General features: G+C 47.1%; 19 protein-coding genes. 11 read left to right on the forward strand and 8 right to left on the reverse strand.

What is annotated here, in order from left to right; translation table 11 throughout:
• Positions 1-103 precede the first annotated feature (103 nt).
• A complete protein-coding gene (locus JJU34_RS19325; RefSeq protein ID WP_228694068.1) occupies positions 104-982 on the forward strand; it encodes a LamG domain-containing protein in 879 nt (292 codons plus the stop codon).
• Here JJU34_RS19325 and JJU34_RS19330 read toward each other — a convergent pair.
• Positions 979-2,175, reverse strand: coding sequence for a PmoA family protein (locus tag JJU34_RS19330; protein ID WP_228694069.1), 1,197 nt, complete (start codon positions 2,173-2,175; stop codon positions 979-981). The two genes, JJU34_RS19325 and JJU34_RS19330, sit on opposite strands and share 4 nt — an antisense overlap.
• Positions 2,176-2,342: 167 nt before the next feature.
• Between JJU34_RS19330 and JJU34_RS19335 the strand changes: the two genes are divergently transcribed.
• Together JJU34_RS19335 and JJU34_RS19340 are read left to right on the forward strand one after the other, a co-directional pair.
• Entirely contained in the window at positions 2,343-5,180 is a 2,838-nt protein-coding gene (locus tag JJU34_RS19335) for an insulinase family protein (protein WP_228694070.1), read from the forward strand.
• A complete protein-coding gene (locus JJU34_RS19340; RefSeq protein WP_228694071.1) occupies positions 5,173-6,351 on the forward strand; it encodes a sialidase family protein in 1,179 nt (392 codons plus the stop codon). The genes JJU34_RS19335 and JJU34_RS19340 overlap by 8 nt, the downstream gene beginning before the upstream one ends.
• An 81-nt stretch (positions 6,352-6,432) precedes the next feature.
• On the opposite strand, the gene JJU34_RS19345 is transcribed toward JJU34_RS19340, so the two are convergent.
• Positions 6,433-7,152, reverse strand: a complete 720-nt coding sequence (locus JJU34_RS19345; protein WP_228694072.1) for an SDR family oxidoreductase — start codon at positions 7,150-7,152, stop codon at positions 6,433-6,435.
• 81 nt (positions 7,153-7,233) lie between these two features.
• Positions 7,234-7,512 (reverse strand): YtxH domain-containing protein, encoded by a 279-nt coding sequence (locus JJU34_RS19350; protein WP_228694073.1) that lies wholly within the window; start codon positions 7,510-7,512, stop codon positions 7,234-7,236.
• A 375-nt stretch (positions 7,513-7,887) separates the two neighbouring features.
• Between JJU34_RS19350 and JJU34_RS19355 the strand changes: the two genes are divergently transcribed.
• The 7 genes from JJU34_RS19355 to JJU34_RS19385 all read left to right on the forward strand — a co-directional run bounded on the left by JJU34_RS19355 (position 7,888) and on the right by JJU34_RS19385 (position 18,333).
• The gene (locus JJU34_RS19355; RefSeq protein WP_228694074.1) at positions 7,888-11,574 is read left to right on the forward strand and encodes a two-component regulator propeller domain-containing protein; all 3,687 of its coding nucleotides are present in this window, start codon (positions 7,888-7,890) and stop codon (positions 11,572-11,574) included.
• 86 nt (positions 11,575-11,660) lie between these two features.
• The gene (locus tag JJU34_RS19360) at positions 11,661-12,557 is read left to right on the forward strand and encodes an AraC family transcriptional regulator (protein ID WP_228694075.1); all 897 of its coding nucleotides are present in this window, start codon (positions 11,661-11,663) and stop codon (positions 12,555-12,557) included.
• Positions 12,558-12,710: 153 nt separating this feature from the next.
• On the forward strand, positions 12,711-14,093 hold the full coding sequence (locus tag JJU34_RS19365) for a glycosyl hydrolase (protein WP_228694076.1): 1,383 nt from the start codon (positions 12,711-12,713) through the stop codon (positions 14,091-14,093).
• Complete coding sequence (locus tag JJU34_RS19370; RefSeq protein ID WP_228694077.1) at positions 14,090-14,920, forward strand: sugar phosphate isomerase/epimerase family protein; 831 nt, start codon at positions 14,090-14,092, stop codon at positions 14,918-14,920. Before JJU34_RS19365 ends, JJU34_RS19370 begins: the two co-directional genes overlap by 4 nt.
• Before the next feature lie 45 nt (positions 14,921-14,965).
• Positions 14,966-16,111 (forward strand): Gfo/Idh/MocA family oxidoreductase, encoded by a 1,146-nt coding sequence (locus JJU34_RS19375; RefSeq protein ID WP_228694078.1) that lies wholly within the window; start codon positions 14,966-14,968, stop codon positions 16,109-16,111.
• 29 nt (positions 16,112-16,140) lie between these two features.
• Positions 16,141-16,911, forward strand: a complete 771-nt coding sequence (locus tag JJU34_RS19380) for a 3-ketoacyl-ACP reductase (RefSeq protein WP_228694079.1) — start codon at positions 16,141-16,143, stop codon at positions 16,909-16,911.
• A gap of 168 nt (positions 16,912-17,079) precedes the next feature.
• A complete protein-coding gene (locus JJU34_RS19385) occupies positions 17,080-18,333 on the forward strand; it encodes an MFS transporter (protein ID WP_228694080.1) in 1,254 nt (417 codons plus the stop codon).
• 64 nt (positions 18,334-18,397) lie between these two features.
• Here the strand turns inward: JJU34_RS19385 and JJU34_RS19390 are convergent, their stop codons facing one another.
• From JJU34_RS19390 to JJU34_RS19410, 5 genes are all read right to left on the reverse strand, one after another.
• Positions 18,398-18,928 (reverse strand): 5'(3')-deoxyribonucleotidase, encoded by a 531-nt coding sequence (locus JJU34_RS19390; RefSeq protein WP_228694081.1) that lies wholly within the window; start codon positions 18,926-18,928, stop codon positions 18,398-18,400.
• A gap of 1 nt (position 18,929) precedes the next feature.
• On the reverse strand, positions 18,930-19,526 hold the full coding sequence (locus tag JJU34_RS19395) for a hypothetical protein (RefSeq protein WP_228694082.1): 597 nt from the start codon (positions 19,524-19,526) through the stop codon (positions 18,930-18,932).
• Positions 19,527-19,640: 114 nt separating this feature from the next.
• On the reverse strand, positions 19,641-20,060 hold the full coding sequence (gene msrB, locus JJU34_RS19400) for a peptide-methionine (R)-S-oxide reductase MsrB (RefSeq protein ID WP_228694083.1): 420 nt from the start codon (positions 20,058-20,060) through the stop codon (positions 19,641-19,643).
• A 28-nt stretch (positions 20,061-20,088) separates the two neighbouring features.
• The gene (locus JJU34_RS19405; RefSeq protein WP_228694084.1) at positions 20,089-21,273 is read right to left on the reverse strand and encodes an aspartate aminotransferase family protein; all 1,185 of its coding nucleotides are present in this window, start codon (positions 21,271-21,273) and stop codon (positions 20,089-20,091) included.
• Between the two features lie 39 nt (positions 21,274-21,312).
• A complete protein-coding gene (locus tag JJU34_RS19410; protein WP_228694085.1) occupies positions 21,313-22,215 on the reverse strand; it encodes a class I SAM-dependent methyltransferase in 903 nt (300 codons plus the stop codon).
• A gap of 169 nt (positions 22,216-22,384) precedes the next feature.
• Here JJU34_RS19410 and JJU34_RS19415 point away from each other — a divergent pair, with 169 nt between their 5' ends.
• Positions 22,385-23,653 carry a fasciclin domain-containing protein gene (locus JJU34_RS19415; protein WP_228694086.1) on the forward strand — a complete coding sequence of 423 codons (1,269 nt, stop codon included), beginning with the start codon at positions 22,385-22,387 and terminating at the stop codon, positions 23,651-23,653.
• Positions 23,654-23,719 lie beyond the last annotated feature (66 nt).

Genomic DNA, 23,719 nt, shown 5'->3' on the forward strand with positions numbered 1-23,719 from the left:
GAAATCAGGGATGATCTTTGCTATCTAAGAAGGAATAGGAAGCCGGGTCAGGGCTATCCATCGTCACGAAAGACCAAAAGTTACTACCTAAACGGGAACGTATATGAAAAGGACCAAATCGATTGCATGTATAGCTTTTTTGGTAGTGTTTAGTCTGTTCCTCGGCTGCGCATCACCTTCCAACCGGCTGCGAAATCATCTCCTTCAAATGGAGGGCTTGATTGCTTTGTGGGATTTCTCCGAAGCGGCAGGTAACCCACGTATAGCTCAAGGGGTGGCCCCCTTTTCCTTGAGAGAAATGGGAAGGCTGATAGAACGGGTACAGGAGGGGCCTATTTCCGGCTATGCTGCCTACCTGCAGGATTCCGCGTTTTTCAGCCTGCCGCATGCCGAAACGGGTCGGCTGAATATTCATGGGAGAGGACAGGGAGTGACCGTGATGGCTTGGGTCAATTGGGAGGGAAATACCGGCTTTGTGGGTGGCATGTGGAACGAATACACGGATGGAGGTCGACGCCAATACGGTTTATTTGTGCATTTGCCACATTACAATGGTGCCGATCAGGTCTGCGGACATATTTCATATACCGGAAAACCCACGCCACCTTTTCCGTACAGTTCCGATTACTCGGCCAGTAAACAGACGCTAGCGAAAGGAGCCTGGCATTTTATTGCTTTTACCTACGATGGCACCTACATTCGTTCCTATTTGGATGGCCTGTTTGAAGCGCGTGAACCTGAATTGATACACAATACGTCCGGGTTTGAAGGATTGCCCGAGGGACTCGTTCAGTCCAAAAACCCCTATCACTTTCCAGATGGCATGGGTGACAATGGGTCGGACTTTACGGTAGGCGCGGTGGTGCTAAGCAGAGGGATGGGTAATTTTTTCAAAGGAAAGATTGGCGGTCTGGCTGTATTTGATCGGTCATTGAGTGATGATGAGATACTAAAAATCAATAGGTTAACAGTTTTTAACTAATTCGTTACTTTAACTGTAATCGGGTGGGTCATGTCTGCTTGGATACCTGCTAGTATTCTCGTATCCGCTGCGCCCTGATGAACGTAAAACCTGAATTTACTTTTGAATCGTTGTCCTGGAGCTATGTAAAACGCTCCCTCAAACATCGGCGAGTATACCCAATAGGGCATCGTAGGATGAACTCTCACAATCTGAGGATATCTAAAATTATCCGGGTGTCCAAATACGGTTACGCCGACCGTTTCACCTGATACATCCCCATAGGCACTTACCCATTTCGCTTTGGTGTGATTGGCCGTTTCCTTGTCGTGGCCTTCACTGGTGAGTATGTTCCATTCGTTGCTATAGTGCACGGTATCCACCGTGTTCCATTCTTTGCTTCCCCTAAATCCCATGCCTCCATAGTGATATTCTACGATATGCAGGGTGTCTTGACTAGTGTTCACTTGTTCTGAATATAGGTCAAATACATAAAACCCATCTGTAGGATAACTTACGAGCTGCCAGGTTTCTTCCAAAACCTCGCCGTGCAGGTGGCTGATATGACTTTGTTTTACGGTAAAGGAACCTTTCAATGCTCCCTCGTCTACAGCCACCACCTCCTTGTGTTCCACGGTACCTGTTCCTTGGTGGTGATTCCAAAAGTCAACTTTCTCGCCTTTAAATAGGGTATTGACCCAGGCATTGAAGATGGCATGCTGATGCACATGGCCTGCCGGAAAATCATCCGTTATCACCTGACCTCCGGGACTAAACAGCGGGTGGATCATGCCATTTCGTTTGTAATAATCCGGCAATCCTTCCGGAGGGAAGGCCATGGCGGTTTGATAAAAAAATACCGGCTTTTCTCCATTTTTTACCTCAATGCCCTCATTGGTTGTATGTATGGAAATGACCTGCTTTGCTGCTACCTTCCCTTGCATCAGGTTAAATTGGTGGTTTCCTATGGGCAGCTGAGGGATCACTGCGAACAGCATTCCTTCACTGTCTACCTCAGCGGCGAAGACTTCTCCGCTTTTCGGATCTTCCAAATGTACCGTAGATCCGGGGCCGGCTATTTCCCCAAGATGAACGGAGATAGGGACTTGGTACCGATCGTGCTGGGAAACCTCGATATGCAGCTGGCCAAGAGGCTTTTGTCCACAGGAAAATCCAAGGAGCACGACGACTAGGTAAGTCAGGTAGTTTCGCATTTGAAAGTTGTTTTGCAGCTGGAAAATGTTTGGCAGACGGCCAACAATCCGAAATATAACCCGATTTGTTAAAATTGGTGCTAAAACGTGGCCAGTATTCTATGAAAATAGGTTACTTTAACCCGATCAAAATGACAGTTTCTGATAAGTTATCACGTTCAATAAGGATGCGCATAGAAAAAGTAGTTCCCGGTTTTTGGATTAAGGTTTTAGGCGTGCTGCCGGCTCTTTTTGGAGCATTTAGTGTGTTTGGCCAGTTTTCGTTGCAGGATACCGTACCTGTAGATCAGCGGGTTATTCGGGGTAGTCTGGAAAATGGCTTAACCTACTACATTCAGCAAAATCCAAAACCAGAGGCGAAATTGGAGCTTCGGTTGGTGGTAAATGCGGGGTCGGTGCTCGAAGACGAGCGTCAGTTGGGTTTGGCCCATTTTGTAGAGCATATGGCATTTAACGGATCGGAGCATTTTGAGAAAAATGAGCTGATTAGCTATTTGCAATCTATAGGTGTATCGTTTGGGGCAGACCTAAATGCCTATACCAGTTTTGATGAAACCGTTTACATCCTCCCGATTCCTACGGACGACCCGGAAAAATTGCTCAATGGATTTGCCGTATTACGGGATTGGGCAGGTGGACTGTTACTGACTGAGGAGGATATAGACGCCGAACGCAGCATTATCGTAGAGGAGTGGCGTACCGGTCAGGGGGTGGATCAACGGCTGCGGGACCAGTACCTTCCTGTTTTGCTACAGGGAAGTATGTATGCAGATCGGTTGCCGATAGGCGATATGGATATTATCAGGAATGCTCCCTACGAGGATTTGAGGAGGTTTTACCGCGATTGGTACAGGCCCGACAACATGGCGGTCGTAGCAGTAGGAGATGTGGATCCCGATGAGGTGCTAGAGTTGATCAGGGAGTATTTTGGAGATTTGGAAAATCGGCCAGATGCGCCCGAACGCATGGCATTTGAAGTACCGGAGCACGTGGAGACCTTGATCACGGTGCTTACCGACGAAGAGGCTCCCGGAATTCAGCTACAACTTTTCTACAAGCACAAGCCCAGCTCGTCGCTCACGGTTCAGGACTATAAAGATCGCATGGTCCGATTGATGTTGGGCGGCATGTTGACCCAGCGACTCGATGAAATCCGTCAGCGACCGCAAGCCCCTTTTGTCTACGCAGGAGCGAGGTACGGGTCCTTCGTACGGGATTTGGATTTTTTTACCACGACAGGTGCGGTTACCAGCGGGAATACGTTGCGGGGGGTGGAGTCTTTTTTAATGGAAAATGAACGTGTGTTGCGGCATGGCTTTACCGAATCGGAATTGGATCGGGTAAAACGTTCTTTGAGTAATAGTTCTGAAAGGGCCTTTCAGGAAATGGATAAGATGGAATCCAGAAGCATTGTAGGTCGATACGTGTCGAATTACCTGACCGGTGCCTTTGCAGAAGGGGAGGCAAATAGGTATCGACTGTACAGCGAATTATTGCCGGCTATTACGGTAGAGGACGTGAATCAAATGGCCAAGCGCCTGCTGCGCGATCAAAACCGGGTATTAATAGTGACTGCTTCCGACAGCGATAAAGAGGATTTGCCCTCGGAAGAGGCGTTGAGGAGTTTATTTGAGCAGGTCAAACACATGGACTTGGAACCCTATCAAGAAGAAGAGGTGCCTGAGGTACTTCTTTCGATGATGCCACAGCCGGGTAGGGTATTGGATACGGAAGTCTATGATCAAGTAGAAGTGACCGCCATCACGCTACAAAATGGAATGCGTGTATTTTTCAAGCCAACGGATTATAAGAACGACGAAATCATTTTTACCGGTTCCAGTAAGGGAGGCGCATCGCTGTATCCGGATGAAGACCACTATGCGGCCAGCTATGCCAGTGTGATGGTCAATGTGATGGGGATCGGGGATTTCAGCCCCACGGCTTTGCGCAAGGTATTGGCAGGAAAGAACGTGTCCGTCACGCCAAATATTTCCACCTATGGGGAAACTATTTCCGGTAGCACCTCGCCTCGAGATTTGGAACTGGCGCTTCAGTTGATGCATTTATATTTCACTTCACCGCGAACGGATCGAGAGCTGTTTGAGGTATACCTCGAAAACCAACGAAACCAATTGGAAACCGCGCAGGCAAATCCCGATTTCCAGTTTAATAAGCGTCTCAATCAAATTGTCAATCAAGGAAACATCCGCGGGATGGGGATTTTTGATCCGGATCAACTGGACCTCATTGATCTGGACAGGGGAATGGAGATATACCGGGAGCGGTTTGCCAATGCGGGTAATTTTGAGTTTTTGTTTACGGGCAACCTTGACTTAGAAGAGGTAATCCCGTTGGTATCCCTGTATTTGGGGAGCTTACCGGGTGATCCAACGGCCAGGGATACCCCGCGTGATTTGGGTATACGTATTCCAAGGGGATTGAGTGAGCGCATTGAGGTGGGTAGAGACGACAAGAGTCAGGTGATCCTATACTTTAGTGGTCCTACCGATTATGATTTGGATAAATCACAACAGGTATCCTATTTGGGAGAGATTCTGACGATCCGTTTGATTGAGTCGCTCCGAGAAGAAACCGGAGGTGTGTATGGGGTGGGGGCCAGAGGTGGATTAGCCCGCCTCCCTGAGGAATCATTTAGTTTTTCGATCTCCTTCCCTTGCAGTCCTGACAACGTTGAGATGCTCACCGAGCTGGTTTGGGAGGAGGTACGAAAGATTCAGCAAAATGGTCCAGAGGAGCAGGATCTATTGAAGGTACGCGAATCCAAGCGGATCAATCTAGAAGAAAACATGAAGCGAAACGGCTTTTGGCATGGCCAATTGCAAGCTGCCATTTCAGCGGAAATGCCGCTGGAGACCATCTTGGGAGCGCGAGATCGTATTCTTGGTGTCACTGCGGATGAAGTGAAAGCAGTAGCCAACGCGTTTTTACAAAAGGAACACCTGTTGGAAATAACGAGGTTTCCTATTTCCAATAAGAATGAATAAGCAACCTATGGTGACGAAAACCTTTCAACTCTTCTTGGGCCTGTTGCTGCTATGCGGCACGGGAACCCTATTGGCCTTTTCATCTGAGGGACCGATCGAATGGGAGCGGGATCTATTTGTAAACGGAACCTACGGTTACCATACGTTTCGGATTCCGTCGCTAATTGTCACCCGCCAGGGATCCGTGATAGCATTTGCGGAGGGGCGAAAGAATGACCAATCCGATACCGGAGATATCGACTTGGTGATGCGACGATCTACCGATGGGGGGGAGACTTGGGGGCCCTTGACAGTTATTTGGGACGATGGAGATAATGTGTGTGGAAATCCTACCGCAGTGGTGGATTTGGAAACCGGATTGATTTGGCTACTGCTTACCTGGAACCGGGGAGATGACCATGAACGGGATATTATCAGAGGGCAATCGAAAGATACACGTAGGGTATTTATTACCCATAGTGGGGACGATGGACTCACTTGGGCTACCCCAACGGACGTGACAGCCGCTACCAAGGACCCTTCTTGGGGCTGGTATGCTACTGGTCCGGGGATGGGAGTACAGCTACAGCATGGTCCCCATCGGGGTAGGCTGGTCATTCCGGCGAACCACAGCTACACAGATAGCGATGGGAAGATAGCCGGTGGAGGTTTCGAGTACGGGGCGCATAGTATTTTCAGTGACGACCATGGGAAAACCTGGCAGATGGGCGGCCTGATTCAGCCCAAGATGAATGAAAGTCAGCTTGTCGAACTGGGCGGTGGCAGCGGCACGTTGCTCATCAATATGCGATCCTATTATGGTAAAAACCGCAGGGCCCAGGCACTTAGCGATGATGGAGGACTATCGTGGACTGATGCGGTGGAAGCCGTAGATTTGGTGGAACCCGTCTGTCAGGCCGCTATCATTCGCTATCCTTTAAAGTCAGCTCCCAACGGAGAGGTTCTGCTTTTTTCCAATCCAGCCAGTACGAAAAGGGAACAAATGGAGATCAAGGTCAGTAAGGACGATGGACGATCCTGGAAGACTTGGGTTCGTTTGTATGATGGGCCGGCGGCCTATTCCGCACTAGCCGTATTACCTTCCGGTGAGGTACTGTGCCTGTATGAAAAAGGCGTAAACAATCCTTATGAGCGCATACGTTTGGTTAAACTTTCAGCCGTACCCGAATGACGCACAGCTAAAAAATAACGCCCGAGACCAGAAGTAGGTTGGTCTCGGGCATTTAGTTGCATTGCACCGGTACTGCTCCGGTTACTTGGTAGGCGGCTGGCTAGGACGTACTTCGATTTTGCTGGGAAGTGTTCGGGGATCCAGCTTGAATAGACTTACCACCATCTCGCCAATGTCTTCAATTTGGATTTTCCAGGCATCCTTTTCATTCACCTCGTGGTTGTTGAAACCGGTGGCTACGGAACCTGGCATGATGGTGCTTACCCGCACGCCGTCTTGGCGAAGGTCCAGCATGATGGCTTGCGAAAATCCCGTCAAACCGAACTTGCTTGCATTATAGGCCGATCCGCCTGCAAAAAAGTTGGTGCCCGCGAGACTCGAAATGGTCAAGAAGAAGCCTTTGGTAGCTTTCAGTGCATCTACGCTGGCCTTTATGCCATAAAATACGCCCGTGAGGTTAGTATCTATGGTCTCGTGCCACTGCTCTTCACTAAGGTCCTGTATCGGGGCAAAGTGCCCAACACCGGCATTCGCTACGAAGAAATCAAGCTTACCCCATTCCTTTAGTACGTTGGCTACCGCTGCTTTTTGTGCGTTCATATCCCGAACGTCTATCTCCAGTGGCAGTACTTGACCTGGTACTCCTTCGGCTTCTATCTGCTTGGCGGCATCCTGTGCCCGTTCCAGCGAACGGCTACTGATGGCTACATTGACGCCTTCTTTGGCTAGCGCCAGCGCAATGCCGTATCCTATTCCCGTATTTCCACCTGTGATTAATGCGGTTTTGTTTATAAGTGACATATTCAATGGTTTTAGTTTGATTGTACAAAAAATGGTCAACGGAATGCCTCCGTTGACCATTGATAAAGTAGCATTAGCTGATTACTTCACTTTTTCCTTCGCTTGAGCGAGTAACTCATTGCTTTTGGATTTGGTTTCCTCCGCTACTTTGCTGATTTCTTTGTTGAACTTGTCAAATTTGTCAGAGAATCCCTTTAACAGACCGTCCAACTGTTTGTTAAAATCGGTGAGATATTCCTCTCCCTTTTTTGAAAGTTTTTTACGTGTATCCACCCCTTTTTCGGGTGCGATCAAAAGTCCGATCTGAATGCCAACTGCTACGCCTGCGAGTGCTCCGAACAATATTTTCGCTGATTTCATAAGATCTTAAATTTTTAAGGTTTTAAATAAATAATAAAAACGGACTAGACAATTGGTCTGTCTGCATAAACTCAGTACAAGGACCATACCAAGTTGCCTTTGGATAAATAGGTAACATACTTTCAGCCTGAAAAATTCAGGAAAGGCAGGGAAATTACCTGTTTTTACTTGGAATGTTGTAGGTTTTATCTCCCATAGGTTTTTCAGATAATCCTTTCTTTCCAGAAAATATTGTGCTATCTTTTTTTCCAATTTTCGGGCGTATCCGAAAAAATCAAGCATCGGTTAGGCCCTAAATGGTAACATTTGGGTAATATTAGCCATACTGCCACCTTGTATATTTGTCTGAGAATGCTGTCGCTGTACAAACCTACCATGAAACGTTCACTGTTATCTCTCTTTTGCTGTTTTGTCGGGATGCTTGCCAGTGCCCAGAACATAAAGTTCAAGACCTATACCGTTGAGCACGGCCTATCCAATAATTCCATAACGGAGTTAGCGAATGATCCCTCTGGAGCTCTTTGGGTGGCCACTTGGGATGGATTGAATTTTTTCGATGGCAGGGAATTTCTGGTTTTTAAACACGATCCCCAAAATCCCAACTCGTTGGCGGGAAACTATATATACAACCTGTACATGGACGATACGGGTACACTTTGGGTTCAATCCTCGCTGACTAGTGTCAGCAAGCAAATTAGTTTTGGCGTATTTGAAAATTACTACTTCGAGGAGGAAGTAAATGATTTTGGCCCGGATAGGGACCAAAACCTTACCTTTCGTGTTGGCGATCAACGCTACAAATACTCGGAGGGCCGCTTCTTGCCTATGTCTGATTCGGAACAGTTGCTTGTACCAGAGACTTCCTACGAAAAGGTGATATTGAAGCATTTTCCAGACCTTCAGTTGAAGGATCACTTTCGGGATAAACAGGGGAATATCTGGTTTGCCACGACGACCACCGGTTTGTTTATCCTACCGTATAATGAGGATGACAACGGGCCGGAAAGCTTTCATAACTATACGGTGGATGCCTCCGACCCATATAGCCTGCGTAGTAATGAGGTATATTCACTGCATGAAGATGTGTTTGGCAATATTTGGCTTGGTCTGAAGGATGGTGGTCTCAGCATGGCGCACAAAAACTCGCGCAGCATCAATTCGATATCCCCTCATTCCAAGCGCTATAGCGAGTTGCCCTTGGAGACTATCCGCGCCATTCATCAAGACCAGCGAGGCAACTTGCTTCTCGGCTTTTACAATTCCGGGGTGTTTCGGTTTGACAAAACGCAAGGAAGGTTTGTTGAATTGGAGCTGCAAGCAGCCAAAGGAAACTCTGACTGGAAGCGAATCCGAAGTATCAATAAGGACAGCCATGGATCTGTTTGGATAGGGACCTATGCGGGTCTGATCCGTCTTCGTGAAAATGGAGCTTTGCAGTATTACCCTGGTAGGGATACACCCTATTTAACAAGTGGAAGGAACTACGATATCTTTGAGGATTCCGAAGAAAATTGCCTTTGGGTGGCTTGCTGGGGAGGCCTTTCCAAGTTTAGCCATGAGTTGCAACGTTTTGTTCCATTTGAAGGACAAGAAAAGCTCAAAGATTATCATGTCAGGAAAATTGTAAAGAGCCACGGATCCCTTTGGCTGGCAACGGAAAATCACGGTGTGATCCGGTTTGATGGCGGCAGTATCGAATTTTTATCTTATGAGCATGGCTTGTTGGACAACAGTGTATATTCCTTGTTGCCAGATAGTCACAGTGGGGATTTGTGGATAGGGACCTTGGGAGGTATCAGTGTATATCGCCCCGGGATCGGGATTGTCCGTCAGATCACCGAAAAGAACGGCCTTTTCAGCCAGTTGGTTTACGGGTTGCTACCTGGAGAAGATCATGTTTGGGTCAGCACTACCAAGGGTATCGCGGCGATCGACCGGGCAAACTTTCAGGTTACGGGATTGCCACCCGAAGAAGGCTGGCAGTCAGGTGAGTTTTCCGAAGGGGCTTATTACAAAAACGAACGGGGCACCTTATTTTTTGCTGGTGTCAAGGGGTTAAACTACTTCCACCCAAAAGCACTGGAATTGAAGTTTGACCTACCGAAGATTCAGCTGAGGGCATCTTTGGACGATTCGTTCAAAAATAGCCGCTACCCGAATCAAATCCAGGCCAATGTGCTTCCGGTTCAATTCACAGCCAACCCCTACAATCAGGTTGTGTATAGGTTGGAGCCTTTAGAGAAGGACTGGAAAATCCTGGATCCGAGTTTGAAAATTCGCTACGAAAACCTGCCTCCGGGAGCCTATACGTTGCTGGCCAAGAATCATTCCGACCTGTCGGACGTGGCAGTAGCTTCCTTGCATATAGATATTCCCATGCCGTTTTGGAAAGCACCGTGGTTCTTGGTTTTTTCGGTGGGTTCAGTATTTTTATTGTTTATCCATTGGAGGCATCAGCACAATATACATCAGCGGCAAAAGTTGCAGCAGTTGATCGATGAGCGAACCAAGACCATCGAGGAGCAAAAGGAAAAATTGCTGGAAATCAATGCGTCTCTGGACCGTAAGAACCGAGAGATCAGTGAACAAAAGGCGCAACTGTTGGAATTGCATAATCAGCAGAAGAATCCGGATTTTGAAATAGAGAAATTCAAGAAATTTGTATTGAGTCAGTTCAATCCTCCTTTGGCCAAGATCAAGCATGCGTTGGAACTGGGTGAGGTAGTTCACGAAGCCGTCCAAAAGGAGATTTCTGGTCAGGTGAATAGCCTTATCCGTGAGTTGCGGGATTGGGAGAAGCTGTCTGTGCTAGATCACCTAGAGGAGTCCAAGCCTTCCATGACGGTATTGGCGCGCTTGTTTGAGAGCCTAACGCACGAACTTAGAGCCCAATTAAAAACACGTCACATTGTGCTTTCCTATGATTTTCAGTTAGAGGAGGATTGGGTTCGCTTAGACGTGTTGAGGATGAAGATATTTTTCCATTGCATTTACCGTGAACTTATAAAATTTATGGAAAGCCGTTCTCAGATCAGTGTTGAATCATGGGTAAGTGGTCATTCCGTGTACATTCGGACCCGGTCTAATAGCAATGTCCTCAGTGGGAATTTTCAACAGATTATGGAGGGAAGCCCCTATATACGCAGTGCTCAGCGCATTTTAGCCGATTTGGGAGGAGAAATGGATTTTGAAGTTGATCAGGGTGTTTGTTTAACCATTTGCATTCCCTTTGTATTGGCCGAGCATCCCCATGGAAGCCTAAACTGGGAATTTTTGGATATGGAGGACCGGGTGGATGCCGAGCGGTACAATGTCGTTATTTTGGGAAGCAGGTTTGAAACAGACGGGGTGGTGAAATTGCTTAATCACCACCAAGTAAACCTGATTGAGGAGGAGAATCCCTTAAAACTGATATCCCTGATGCAACAGTCTGCGGTCGACGCGTTGGTGATTTACAATGCGAAGATCAGTAGGCCGCTGTTGGATCTGATGCAGACGATCAGCGAGAATCCGGAAAACAAGGTGGCCCTACCGGTGGTTTATTTTTACGAGCTGATGGAATACGGCCTACGGGAAAAGCTGATCGACATCGGGGTAGATACCTTTATCGAATTGCCCTGTAGTTCGGAGTTTATCAATAAAAAGCTCTACGGCCTTATCAATAACCGCAGACTCTATCTGGAAGAAAAGCGTCAGCATGCCCTACTTCCACTTTCAGAAAAGCAACTTCCCGATGATCGCCTGACCCCTAATGAGCGATTGATCCGGCAGGCCATGCGGATTATTATGGAACAGTATGCCGATCCCAATTTTCGGGTTGAAATCCTGAGTTCCAAATTGGGGATTTCGAAAATGAAGTGTTACCGACTGTTCAAGGATGTGTTGGATACATCTCCCTCAGACCTGATCATTAAGATGAGACTCCAAAAAGCCGAACAGCTACTTCATAAAAAGCAAATGAATGTCTCAGAGGTGGGGTTTGAATGTGGATTTAATGACCCTAAATATTTTAGCAAGCTATTTAAAAAGCACTACGGAGCCTCGCCACGGTCATTTGTTTAGCGCAGGTTGATGATTGTTCATGCCGGTTTTTATACTTTTGAGTACCGACATGCTAGTGTTGCAAGCTAGTCGCCTAACCGGATAAGATGATGGAACCCATAAAAACCTACGAAATGCCCCTAACGCCGGAAAAGCAGGCATTTCAATTGTACGAAGTACAGGGAAAAACCATTGCAAATACCCATTATCCCCACGAGACAGACCGCCCACATAGGCACCGGTATTACGAGGTATGTGTCTTCGTGAATGGCGCCGGACGCCATGAAATTGATTTCAACTCCCACCGGATTCAGTCACATAGTATCCATTTTTTGTCGCCTGGTCAGGTACACTTGATTTCCCGGGAAGAAGACTACCATGGATACCTGATGGTCTTTTCGAAGGAATTTTACTCACTGGACACGTTTCACGAGGACCTTCTGTTTCAGCTTCCTTTCTTTAATAACCCCCACAGTGTGCCCATTCTCAATCTGCCACAGGATAGGTTTGGAGAAATGTTGGAATTGATAGCGATGATGAAAAGGGAGCTTTTGGGCAAGGGGGTGTATGGAAATGATATTCTACGCAGTTATTTGCAGGTTTTCCTATTGAAGTGCAAGCAGTATTACATAGATTTTTTTGCAGAAAAGCAGAAAATGCTCGATCCGCACTATGCGTTGGTTCAGCAGTTTAATACCTTGCTAGAGCAGCAGTTTCGAAACCATCACCTGGTTCAGTACTATGCGGATCAGCTTAGCGTTTCACCTGCACTGTTGAATAGGCATGTGAAGCGTATCACTGGTTCCACAGCCGGAGATTTGATTATTGAGCGCCTCATGTTGCAGGCCAAGCGGTACCTTATCTACACAGACCTGGCAAACAAGGAAATAGCCTATCAGCTCAACTACGAGGATCCTTCGTATTTTAGCCGGATTTTCAAGAAGAAGACGGGTTTTAGTCCATCCGACTTTAGAAAGGCCGAGAACGAAAAGTACCAGAATTAGGTTAGAAAATGCCTTTATTTTGGATAGAATGAATGGTACCTTTAACACAGAATCGAAAAGTGCATGTTTCGGTTTAGATTGAGTTCGATTGATAATTTGGTTTTTCGGATTCTTGAGACTTATTTGTAAAAGAAAACATACTTCCAACATAAGATGATAAAAATAGATTTTGATCTTAAACCCAAAGACCTAAAAGGTGCATTAGACAGGTTTTGGCAACTATCCGGAGAGAAGATAGAGGCCATTGAGCGCGAATATCCACAGGATAAAGGATCGCCGGTATTTACGGTGAATGGAAAGTACGCAACCCGCGGTTGGACCGAGTGGACGCAGGGATTTCAGTTTGGGTCATCCATTTTACAGTTTGATGCTACTGGAGAGGATCGCTTTCTGGCTTCCGGAAAGGAAAAGACCCTCAAGCTGATGGCTCCTCATATAAGTCACACGGGTGTCCACGATCACGGATTCAATAATGCCAGCACCTATGGCAATCTACTTCGGTTGATGGTGGAAGGAAAGATCCCCCACAACGAATGGGAAAAGAATTTCTACGAGTTGGCATTGAAGATATCCGGTGCCGTGCAGGCCAGCCGTTGGACAACCATCAAAGAAGGTGGCTACATTTATTCTTTTAACGGTCCACATTCGCTTTTTGTAGATACCATACGTACAGTACGTATCTTGATGCTCAGCCATAGCCTGGGACATGTGCTTCAGCAGGAAAACGATGTGCGGGTAAACCTTCTGGTAAGGGGATTGCAACATGCCAAAGCCACGGCTGACTATTCCGTATTTTACGGAGAGGGTAGGGACAGCTACGATATTTGGGGCAGAACTGCACATGAAAGTGTTTTCAATACCAATGATGGAAATTTCCGTTGTCCAAATGCGCAGCAAGGGTACACGGGCTTCTCTACTTGGACCCGAGGATTGGCTTGGGCGATGTGTGGGTTTGCAGAGGAGCTGGAATACCTAGATACGCTTTCCGATAAAGATTTGGCAGCCTATGGTTCCCGAAAAGATATAGAGGCCTTTATGCTGAAGGCAGCCCAGGCCACCTGTGATTTTTACATCGACCATACTCCAGTGGATGGGATTCCCTACTGGGATACCGGTGCACCTAACCTTCACAAATTGGGTGATTATCTGTCCCGCGAAGCTGACCCCTACAATGATTTTGAGCCGGTTGACAGTTCTGCTGCGGCTATAGGTGCACAGGGTCTTTTAAGACTGGGGCATTACCTTAATAAAAAGGGTGAAAGCGAAAAAGGCGCCAAGTATTGGCAAGCAGGGCTGACCGTGTTGAAGACCTTATTGCAGGAGCCCTATCTTTCTACCAATACAGCCCATCAGGGTATTTTGCTTCATTCCATATACCATCAACCGAATGGCTGGGACAATGTACCTGCGGGAAGGAAGATAGCTTGTGAGGAGTCTAGTATGTGGGGAGATTACCACGCGCGTGAGTTGGCGCTATACGTGACCCGTATCATTGGTGAGGAAAATTACTACACTTTTTTCAATTGCCTGTCATGAGTACAAAGCCCATAGAAGATCTTAGCAAGCTCTGCATCCACACGATTACGACCAAATCCTGGAGTTTGGAAGAGGCTGCGGAGCGGTATGAAGCGGCCGGTGTGAAGGGGATATCGGTGTGGAGGCAATACTTAGAGGGTAGGAATATTACGCAGGCCGGTGAGCTCCTTAGAGGTCATGGCTTAGAGATTGTCTCGTTGGTGAGGGGTGGATTCTTCCCTTCTACCTCATCCGCACAACGGGAGAAAGCCATCGAAGACAACCTGAAAGCCGTAGATGAAGCTGCCGAGCTGGGCGCGGAGATGATCGTGTTGGTATGCGGTGCTGACCCTGGTCAATCCTTGGAGGTATCCAGATCCCAAATCCAAGAGGGGATTGAGCGGGTGCTTCCCTATGCGCAGAAAAACAATGTGAAGCTTGCTATAGAACCTTTACACCCCATGTATGCCGATACCCGCTCAGCTGTGAATACGTTGGAGCAGGCCAACGACATGGCGGAGGCAATAGGTTCTGATTTTGTCGGCATTGCTGCCGATGTGTACCACCTGTGGTGGGACCCTCATTTGGAGGCGGAAATCAAACGATGTGGTGCAAATGGAAACTTACTGGCATTTCATATCTGCGATTGGATAAGTCCAACAGTAGATATGTTGAATGATCGTGGGCTGATGGGAGAGGGATGTATTCCCATTCAAAAAATCAGGGGATGGGTGGAAGAATCTGGTTTTCAGGGATTCAACGAAGTCGAGATCTTCTCTGACCGTCATTGGGCCAGCGATCAGGATGCCTTTCTCCAAAAAATTGTGGATAGCTACCGAAACTGCTAGCAGGCAGTTGTTAAGAAATAAAATAAACCTAAAAACGAAAAGAAAATGGAACATAAAAAAATAGGCATCATCATGAACGGGGTGACCGGTAGAATGGGCACCAATCAACATTTGATGAGAAGTATTGTAGCTATCATTCAGCAGGGTGGGGTAAAATTACCCAATGGAGATAGGATCATGCCGGATCCCGTATTGGTGGGCAGGAATCAGGCCAAGTTGGATGAGTTGAGTAAAATGTCGGGAGTGGGGAAGACCACGACTGATCTGGACTCGGTCATGAATGACCCTTATTACACGGTATATTTCGATGCGCAAACCACCGGTAGACGAGCCGATGCGGTCAAGCAGGCTGTGAAGGCAGGCAAGCACGTGTATTGCGAAAAACCCGTTTCGGTAGACACTAAAACGGCCTTGGAACTCTATGAGCTTTGTGAACAGGCAGGTGTGAAGCACGGCGTAGTCCAAGATAAATTGTGGCTTCCCGGTCTCCGCAAGTTGAAGCGCCTGATTGAAAATGGCTTCTTTGGCGACATCCTGTCCGTAAGGGGAGAATTTGGCTACTGGGTATTTGAAGGGCACACCGTTCCTGCACAACGGCCATCTTGGAACTACCGTAAGGAAGACGATGGTGGAATTATCGTAGATATGCTTTGCCACTGGCGTTATGTGTTGGATAATATTTTTGGCAAGGTGAAGGCTGTTTCTTGTCTTGGCGCTACGCATATCAAGGAACGTATCGATGAGGCAGGAAAACCCTATACCTGCACCGCGGATGACGCAGCTTATGCTACCTTTGAATTGGAGGGAGATGTGGTAGCTCATTTTAACTCTTCCTGGACGGTACGGGTTCGGAGAGACGACCTACTGACCCTACAGGTAGACGGTACAAAGGGTTCGGCGGTAGCAGGCCTGCGGGAATGCTATATACAGCATTATGGAAATACTCCCAAACCGGTGTGGAATCCCGATATCGTGCAACCCATAGATTTTTACGGTGGCTGGTCCAAGGTGCCTGAGCAAGAGCCCTTTGATAATGCCTTTAAGGTTCAGTGGGAGCTTTTCTTGAAACATGTGGTGCTGGATGAGCCATTTCCGTGGAACATGAAGGAGGGTGCAAAAGGTATTCAACTGGCAGAGAAAGGCATCGAAAGCTGGGAAAAAAGATGTTGGGTGGATATTCCAGAACTCTAGTATTGGACCGGTAAAACACGTATAGACATATGAAGAAAGTAGCATTGGTTACCGGTGGTTCCCGGGGCATAGGCCTCGGGATTGCCAAGTGTTTGGCAAAGGACGGTTTTGACTTAGCCATCAATGGAATGCGGGCAGAGGAGGATACCAAGGACTCGCTGAATGCATTGAGGGAACTCGGTGCCGACGTGCTGTATTGTAGAGGGGACGTAGGCGATCAAACGCAACGGGCCGATATTCTTGGAAAAATACGAACACATTTTGGGCGATTAAACGTGTTGGTAAACAATGCGGGTGTTGCACCAAAGGAGCGGAAGGATATCTTGGAGGCATCCGAGGAAAGTTTTGACTACGTACTAAAAACCAACCTCAACTCTGCCTACTTTCTTTCTCAGGGAGCGGCTAACTGGATGATCGAGCAGAAGGCTGAAGACCCGGATTTTCAGGGATGTTTGATCAACGTATCTTCCATTTCTGCTACGATTGCTTCTGTTAATCGTGGGGAGTATTGCATTGCAAAAGCGGGGATGAGTATGGCCACGCAGCTATTCGCCGTACGGCTGGGAGAATTCAATATTCCAGTGTATGAAGTTAGGCCGGGCATTATCGCCACGGATATGACATCCGGTGTAAAAGAAAAATACGACAAGCTTCTTGCGGGTGGTTTATGCGTGCAGTCCCGATGGGGCTTACCTGAGGATGTGGGATTGGCAGTAGCTTCCTTGGCCACGGGTAATTTCCCCTATTCTACCGGTCAGGTGATCATGGTGGACGGTGGACTGAGTCTGGCCCGCCTGTAGATGTATTAAAGAACCTGTCGGTAATTTGCCGACAGGTTTTTTCTTGGAGGGCTAAGCGCCCGATATCAGCCTGGAGTATTCAAAAAAAAATGCCTTGCTAACCGTCATTAATTACCCGAAAAGCCATATACTTACCAATCCGAAACGTTTTTCAATCAACCCAAAAGCATGAATTCAATCTCACAAACCTCCGAAATAGAAAGTGCGGCACCCCAAAGTTCGAAGACGTACATCATTGTTACTGCCTTTTTGGCTCTTTTTGCCATTGTTGGATTTGGTTATTACGGGCTACCGTTCTTTTTTGATTTTATCATGGAAGAAAGGGGGTGGTCCCGTGCGACCGTCACCTCCGGAAATGCCGTTGGAAAGCTGATCGTTGCGCCCCTGTTTGGATTTCTGGCGGGTTGGATGATTGACAAATACGGCCCACGTAGGCTAATGATGACTGGGGCGTTTATGCTTGCCACGGCATTTGTGGGTTTGGCGTTTTCCAGCTCGCTCGAGATGTTTTACATCTTTTATGTATTCAATGCATTGGGATACGTATTTGGTGGCCCACTGCCTTGTCAGGTATTGATTTCCAGGTGGTTTGATAAAAATCGCGGTAAGGCAATGGGCATCGCCTACTTGGGAATCGGTGCAGGAGGTGCGGTGGTGCCTCTGATCGCAGCTAAGCTGGAGAGCATTTTTGATTGGCATATAGCGTTGGCCTCTTTGGGGATATTGGCCTTTTTGATCATTTTTCCCATTTCCTTTTTTATCAAAGACTCCCCCTCTAAGCGCATCGAACAAAAGGCGCAAGCCAAGGGCACACCCATCAAGGAGATTTTGCGAAACCGAAACTTTTACCTGTTAGCATTGGGGAGTATGTGTTCCATTGGTGTGGTCGGCGGCATTGGTCAGCATATCAAACTATACCTCAGTGACCTAAACTATTCTCAGGCTGAAGCAGCCAATGTCATGTCCTTCGTATTGCTTTCCAGTTTGATGGGTCGGGTATTGATGGGCTGGCTGGCAGATATCATTAATAGGAAGTACGTGATGCTGATGATCTATTTGATCGTAGCTTTGGCCATACCCCTGCTGTTGATGCCCGAATTCACCGGACGGATCTATATTTTCGCGGTAATATTTGGCATCGGACTAGGAGGAGATTACATGATCATACCACTGATGGCAGGGGACCTGTTTGGTTTGAAAGCATTGGGCAGGACCATGGGTATCATTCTGGTTGCAGATGGGGTAGCAGAATCGGTTTTTCCGGTGATTTTGGGATGGCTGTACAATGAAGAAACCCAAAGCTATGCCTTGGGATTTTCCATACTTATCGCAGTAGCTTTGCTAGGAGCGGTATTTATTTCCTTTCTGCCCAAACCTAATCAAAACAAGGGATTGGAGGGTATCGTGGAAAGTGGCGAATAGCAAATACCAACATTTAATCGAATCGAAAAAAAACAGTCTAGGCAAAGCCACAGACTGTTTTTTTTTATGCCAATAGCAGGTCGGCTAGATCCTGCCAGTTCCTCACTCGCTGATGCTTGCCTGTATCTGCCAGTTCATTATGTGGCTGGGTGTATAGAAATGATCTGTTACCCTGAAATACGTTTAGGTTTTTGAAGTGATCGTCTATCATGATATCGGTGTGAATGGGGTATTTTGATCCACATAAGATGATCTGCTTCCAGCTAATAAATGGAAAGTGTTCCTGCAGCCATTCGTACTTTTCCAGCAGGCTATTTGGGTATTCCATGGCTGCGGAGACAATATAAACTTCATAAGCTCTATTTAGCTCTTCGAGCACAGGGATTGCAGAAGGCATGACTTTTACGGTCCGAAAAAATCCTTTGGACCGAACGTGTTTTTCGATCAATGGAAAGGCAATGTGTTCCGGAACACCCAACAGGGACTTTTCGGGAATTCTTTCCCCTGTTTCCTTGAGGTGCATCTCAAGAAACTGCGCATAGACATCCGCTAGGACTCCATCCATGTCCACTGCTATTGATGCTAGTTTGGCCAATTTATCGTTTGTTAAGAGCGTCTACCAACTGCCGGTTCAGTTTCCGTTCCCGCTCCAAAGTGTTTTTACGGTGCTGTTCGTATTCTTCCTGTATTTCGTCAAGTCGCTTCTTCGTTTCAGCAGTTACGAGGTGGCTACGCCTAAACCTGAAATAGGAAACGACTAAAATCAGCGCCAAGAGGATGATACCACCCCACATGAGGTTGTTATACACGTTTTTGTGAATATACATCCCAAAGATCGAGAAACTGTCCCGCTGCTCCAATGCGTCGGTAAGCTGCTCGTTGGTGACCACGATTTCTTGATTTAAACGCTCAATGGATGCTTTTTGCTCGTTTATTTGCGACTTCAGCTCGGAAAGTTGCCGATGGAAGGTCGAAATAGTATCATTGATGTTTGCTTCCAATCGGTCCAAATGGGAGCGCTTTACCACCTTGTAATCTTGGTAGTTTGTGGAAACGTTCTTGATGTACTCAAATTGACTGCTGATGGTACCCTTGTCAAGCCCCTCCTCCTGTGCCATCAGACTTTCCATGGGAATGGCGAAGACCAACGTGAAAACAACGATAAAGAATAGCGCTCGATAAGTTAGATTCATAGCTTAGAAAGTAAAATTTGGTAAACAATCGGGTATTTTCTGCAAAAATAGCCAATGAAATTTGATTTCTGCCATTCTAAAGCAAGATTAATGCCCCAAAAAGCCTTCTTGGGATTATTCACCGGATTTAAATTTCATGGATATAGAGTTGATGCAATAACGAATGCCACCCAGATCTTTCGGGCCATCCGGAAAACGATGTCCCAAATGACCACCACAGGAGGCACAGAGGATTTCTTCCCGCACCATACCATGGGAATAATCCATTTTCACCTCTATAGCTTTAGGAGATACCGCCTTCGTAAAGCTAGGCCAACCGCATCCACTATCGTATTTGTTTTCGCTGTGAAAGATTTCGTTTCCACAGCCTGCACATTGGTAGATACCGGTTTCCTTATTTAGATAATAGACGCCGGTATAGGGGCGCTCTGTCCCTTTTTCCCGTAATACATGGTAGGTGTCGGGATCCAGCTTTTCTCGCCATTCGGACTCTGACAATTGATTTGGATAGGTATTTGGTTTGTGATGTTCCATAGGGTCTTTTTCACGTAAAACAATAAAACTAATCGTAGTGTTCGATGGCCTCTAGCAGGATGGAGCAAGCATCTTCGATTTCGGTAGCGGTGATGGTAAGTGGGGGCGCAATCCGCATGGAGTCGTCACAAAATAAAAACCAGTCTGTGATGACCCCGCCGAGAATGGCCTGATCTATGATTGGTTTAAGGATCTCAAACGATTCAAATTCCAAAGCCATCATCAATCCCTTGTTTCTAAAGGACTTGATGCGTGGGTGAACCAAAAGCTGCTTAAATAAGGCAGCCTTTTCAGGAACCTGTTCGGGAAGTTTCTCTTGGTGCATGATCTCAATGGTAGCCAAAGATGCTGCCGCAGATACAGGATGTCCACCGAAGGTAGTAATGTGTCCTAGCAGCGGGTTGTTTTTAAACGATCCCATCACTTCTTTGCTGGCGATGAAGGCTCCTATGGGCATCCCGCCGCCCATACCTTTGGCACAAACCAGGATGTCCGGGCTGATACCGTATTGCTCGAATGCCCAAAAAGTTCCGGTCCTGCCAAAGCCGGCTTGTATCTCATCCAAGATCAACAAGGTACCGGTTTCGTCGCATCGCCTTCTTAGTGCTTGAAGGTAGGATTGGTCGGGAATCCGTACACCCGCCTCACCCTGAATGGTCTCTACAATAATTGCGGCGGTCTCGGTGGTGATGCAATCGAGGTATTGCTCCTCTGCAAAGGGAATATGTCGCATTGCCGGAAGAAGTGGTCGGTAAGCCCGTTTGAAGCGTTCGTTTCCACCAACGGAGAGGGATCCATGGGAAGACCCGTGGTAGGCGTCTATGCAGGATATGATCTCTCTTCGGTTGGTGAATCTTTTGGCGAGTTTTAGCGCACCTTCCACAGCTTCGGATCCGCTGTTTACCAAATACACATTGTCCAAGTGGCTAGGGAGGGTTTTACAAAGTGCTTCGGCCAGCAGTGTCTGCGGGCTTTGAATGTATTCGCCGTAGACCATCAGGTGTAGGTATTTGTCCAACTGGGCCTGTATTGCCTGAATCACTTTCGGGTGGCGATGGCCCACATTGCTCACACCAATACCGGAAATCAGATCGATGTACTTCTGTCCTTCGGGGCCATACAAGTAGATTCCTTCTGCTTTTTCGATTTCTATCGCTAGCGGAAAGTCAGTCGTTTGTGCCAGGTGCTGCAAGAAAAGCTGCCTATTGTTCATCTAAATGCGATCGATTGGATTGTTTCATTACCGGGGCTCCTACATAAGGGAACTACGAAAACGGTAAAAAATTCCCAAGGGAAGCTTCTTTTTGAAGGAATCTTCTAAAAATAACTCTCCGTGAGTAGGGTTGTCGATTTTCTTGAAACTTCCTTTAACCAGATTTTCCGCAATCAAGGAAGAGAAACTGAGCGAATACATATTTAAAATAAAGAAGTTCCGGTCGGGATCCAACAGTTGACCGCAAAGTTTCAGCAGCTCATTGATGTTTTCTTCCAACACCCATTTCTCACCCTTGGGGCCTCTTCCATAGGCCGGAGGGTCCAATATGATACCCTGGTATAGGCTGCCTCTCCTGACTTCTCGCTGTACGTACTTTAATGCGTCATCTACTATCCACCGGATATCGGATTGACCGGAGGCTTCCATATTGAACTTGGACCAGGTAATAACCTGGCGTACGGCATCCAAGTGGGTAACCTCTGCTCCATGTGCCCGTGCGGCAACACTGGCGGCGCCGGTATATGCAAATAGGTTTAGCACCTTAGCCGATCCCGCTTCGATACGCTGTAGAGATTCTGAAATAAAGTCCCAGTTTACTGCCTGCTCAGGAAACAATCCAATGTGCTTGAAGGAGGTGAGCGAAAGGTTTAACGCCAGATTTAGCCCAAGGGGGTTTCGGTAATTGATCTGCCAATTTTGGGGCATCTTTTGGCGGATCTGCCAATTTCCCTTTTCGGGATTTCCTTTTTCTTTGGCAAAATGTGCATGGGCCAGCTTCATCCATTCGGATTCATCCATACTTTTGTCCCAGATTGCCTGTGGCTCAGGACGGCTTAGGATGTATGGACCAAAACGTTCCAGTTTTTCAAATCCCCCCGTATCAATAAGTTCGTAATCCACCCAATATTCTGGGCTGAGCGATAAAATGGTTGACTGCATGAGGCAAAAGTACGGATTTTGAGCGTCTTTGGCATACGGGCAGGTGTATTTTAGGACCATAGCGCACATGTATGGCCGATATCGAAGAATTATTTCATGTATATTGTCTTGATACCCAAACAATACATTAGCAAGAGCAGTTTACCCTTCGAAACTAAATGAAACTGCCATGAATTACTTTAAACCAGTTGCTTTTTTTGGAATGCTAGCTGTGCTAGCCTCCTGTAATGAGGAGGATCCAATTCCGGAGATGCCTGAATTGGAACCTACTATTGTTGAACTAGCGGTAGACACTCCGGATCTTTCCATGTTGGTGGAGGCGGTGACCCGCGCTGGGTTGGTAGAAAGCCTGTCGGCAGCCGGACCGTTTACGGTATTGGCTCCTACTAATCAGGCCTTCCAAACACTGCTCGATTCACAGGCAGACTGGAATTCGATCTCGGATATCGATGAAGAGGTGCTGGAATCGGTATTGCTGTATCATGTTTTTTCAGGTAGTGTGACTTCCAACGATCTAAGTGCAAACCAAGAACTCACTTCCCTCAATGGTGAAGTAGTGACTGTTACAGAGGTTGGCACGAACATATCCTTCAACGGCACAGCCAATGTCGCTACAGGAAATGTGGAGGCACGAAACGGGATTGTACACGTGATAGATGCGGTGTTGCTTCCACCAACCATCGTTGAAGCAGTCACTAAGACGCTGCGTTGGGTGAACAGCGAGGAATTTGGATACGTGTTCACCGACGGGATGGGCAAGACGCTGTATTATTTTGCCAGAGATGTAGCCGGAAACAATAACTGTGTGGGAGGCTGTGCAACCAACTGGCCCAAATTCCATGCAACATCTGTTGCGATCACTGGCGATGCATTCGATGCCGATCTTGTTGGAGAGATTGATGTAAACGGGGAAATGCAAACAACCTATAATGGATGGCCGCTTTACTACTTCGTCAATGACGCTGCTGCAGGAGACTTTAATGGCGAAGGAGCGGGAGGAGGTAATTGGTATGTCGCCAAGCCTGATTACGATGTAATGTTAGCAAATGATCAGTTAGTAGGAAATAACGGGGAAAGCTACATCATGACGGCCGAAGGTGTCATAGAATTAGGAACAGGAAATACCGTCTACTTTACTGATTTTTCTGGAAGAACATTATACCGCTTCGTGAATGATGTGGCTAATCAGAGCAATTTTGGAGGAAATGCAGCAAATTGGCCAAAATTTACTACCGAGGTAAATGTGGTACCATCCCTGTTAAGTGTGGATGATTTTGGGGTGATTGCAGATGGTCAAATTGCTTATAGAGGAAATCCGCTTTACTACTTCGGCCAAGATATGGCAAGGGGTGAGACCAAAGGGGTAAGCGTACCGTCTCCCGGAGTATGGCCAATAGTCAACAGAACCACACCTGCATTGGTGGCGGCGGGTGACTAGTTGAGTTTAAGTTAAAAATAACACCATAAGCCTGTTCTCCACGGTTGGGAGCAGGCTTATGTGTGT

The sequence above is a fragment of the Lunatimonas sp. genome (assembly GCF_020832325.1).
Lineage (GTDB): Bacteria > Bacteroidota > Bacteroidia > Cytophagales > Cyclobacteriaceae > Lunatimonas.

Bases quoted from the DNA above. Each gene is read 5' to 3' on its own strand.
- JJU34_RS19380 (WP_228694079.1), top strand. From the start codon at position 16,141: ATGAAGAAAGTAGCATTGGTTACCGGTGGTTCCCGGGGCATAGGCCTC.
- JJU34_RS19375 (WP_228694078.1), top strand. From the start codon at position 14,966: ATGGAACATAAAAAAATAGGCATCATCATGAACGGGGTGACCGGTAGA.
- JJU34_RS19360 (WP_228694075.1), top strand. From the start codon at position 11,661: ATGATGGAACCCATAAAAACCTACGAAATGCCCCTAACGCCGGAAAAG.
- msrB (WP_228694083.1), bottom strand. From the start codon at position 20,060: ATGGAACATCACAAACCAAATACCTATCCAAATCAATTGTCAGAGTCC.
- JJU34_RS19340 (WP_228694071.1), top strand. From the start codon at position 5,173: ATGAATAAGCAACCTATGGTGACGAAAACCTTTCAACTCTTCTTGGGC.
- JJU34_RS19395 (WP_228694082.1), bottom strand. From the start codon at position 19,526: ATGAATCTAACTTATCGAGCGCTATTCTTTATCGTTGTTTTCACGTTG.
- JJU34_RS19365 (WP_228694076.1), top strand. From the start codon at position 12,711: ATGATAAAAATAGATTTTGATCTTAAACCCAAAGACCTAAAAGGTGCA.
- JJU34_RS19350 (WP_228694073.1), bottom strand. From the start codon at position 7,512: ATGAAATCAGCGAAAATATTGTTCGGAGCACTCGCAGGCGTAGCAGTT.
- JJU34_RS19405 (WP_228694084.1), bottom strand. From the start codon at position 21,273: ATGAACAATAGGCAGCTTTTCTTGCAGCACCTGGCACAAACGACTGAC.
- JJU34_RS19325 (WP_228694068.1), top strand. From the start codon at position 104: ATGAAAAGGACCAAATCGATTGCATGTATAGCTTTTTTGGTAGTGTTT.
- JJU34_RS19355 (WP_228694074.1), top strand. From the start codon at position 7,888: ATGAAACGTTCACTGTTATCTCTCTTTTGCTGTTTTGTCGGGATGCTT.
- JJU34_RS19385 (WP_228694080.1), top strand. From the start codon at position 17,080: ATGAATTCAATCTCACAAACCTCCGAAATAGAAAGTGCGGCACCCCAA.
- JJU34_RS19330 (WP_228694069.1), bottom strand. From the start codon at position 2,175: ATGCGAAACTACCTGACTTACCTAGTCGTCGTGCTCCTTGGATTTTCC.
- JJU34_RS19370 (WP_228694077.1), top strand. From the start codon at position 14,090: ATGAGTACAAAGCCCATAGAAGATCTTAGCAAGCTCTGCATCCACACG.
- JJU34_RS19410 (WP_228694085.1), bottom strand. From the start codon at position 22,215: ATGCAGTCAACCATTTTATCGCTCAGCCCAGAATATTGGGTGGATTAC.
- JJU34_RS19415 (WP_228694086.1), top strand. From the start codon at position 22,385: ATGAATTACTTTAAACCAGTTGCTTTTTTTGGAATGCTAGCTGTGCTA.
- JJU34_RS19335 (WP_228694070.1), top strand. From the start codon at position 2,343: ATGCGCATAGAAAAAGTAGTTCCCGGTTTTTGGATTAAGGTTTTAGGC.
- JJU34_RS19345 (WP_228694072.1), bottom strand. From the start codon at position 7,152: ATGTCACTTATAAACAAAACCGCATTAATCACAGGTGGAAATACGGGA.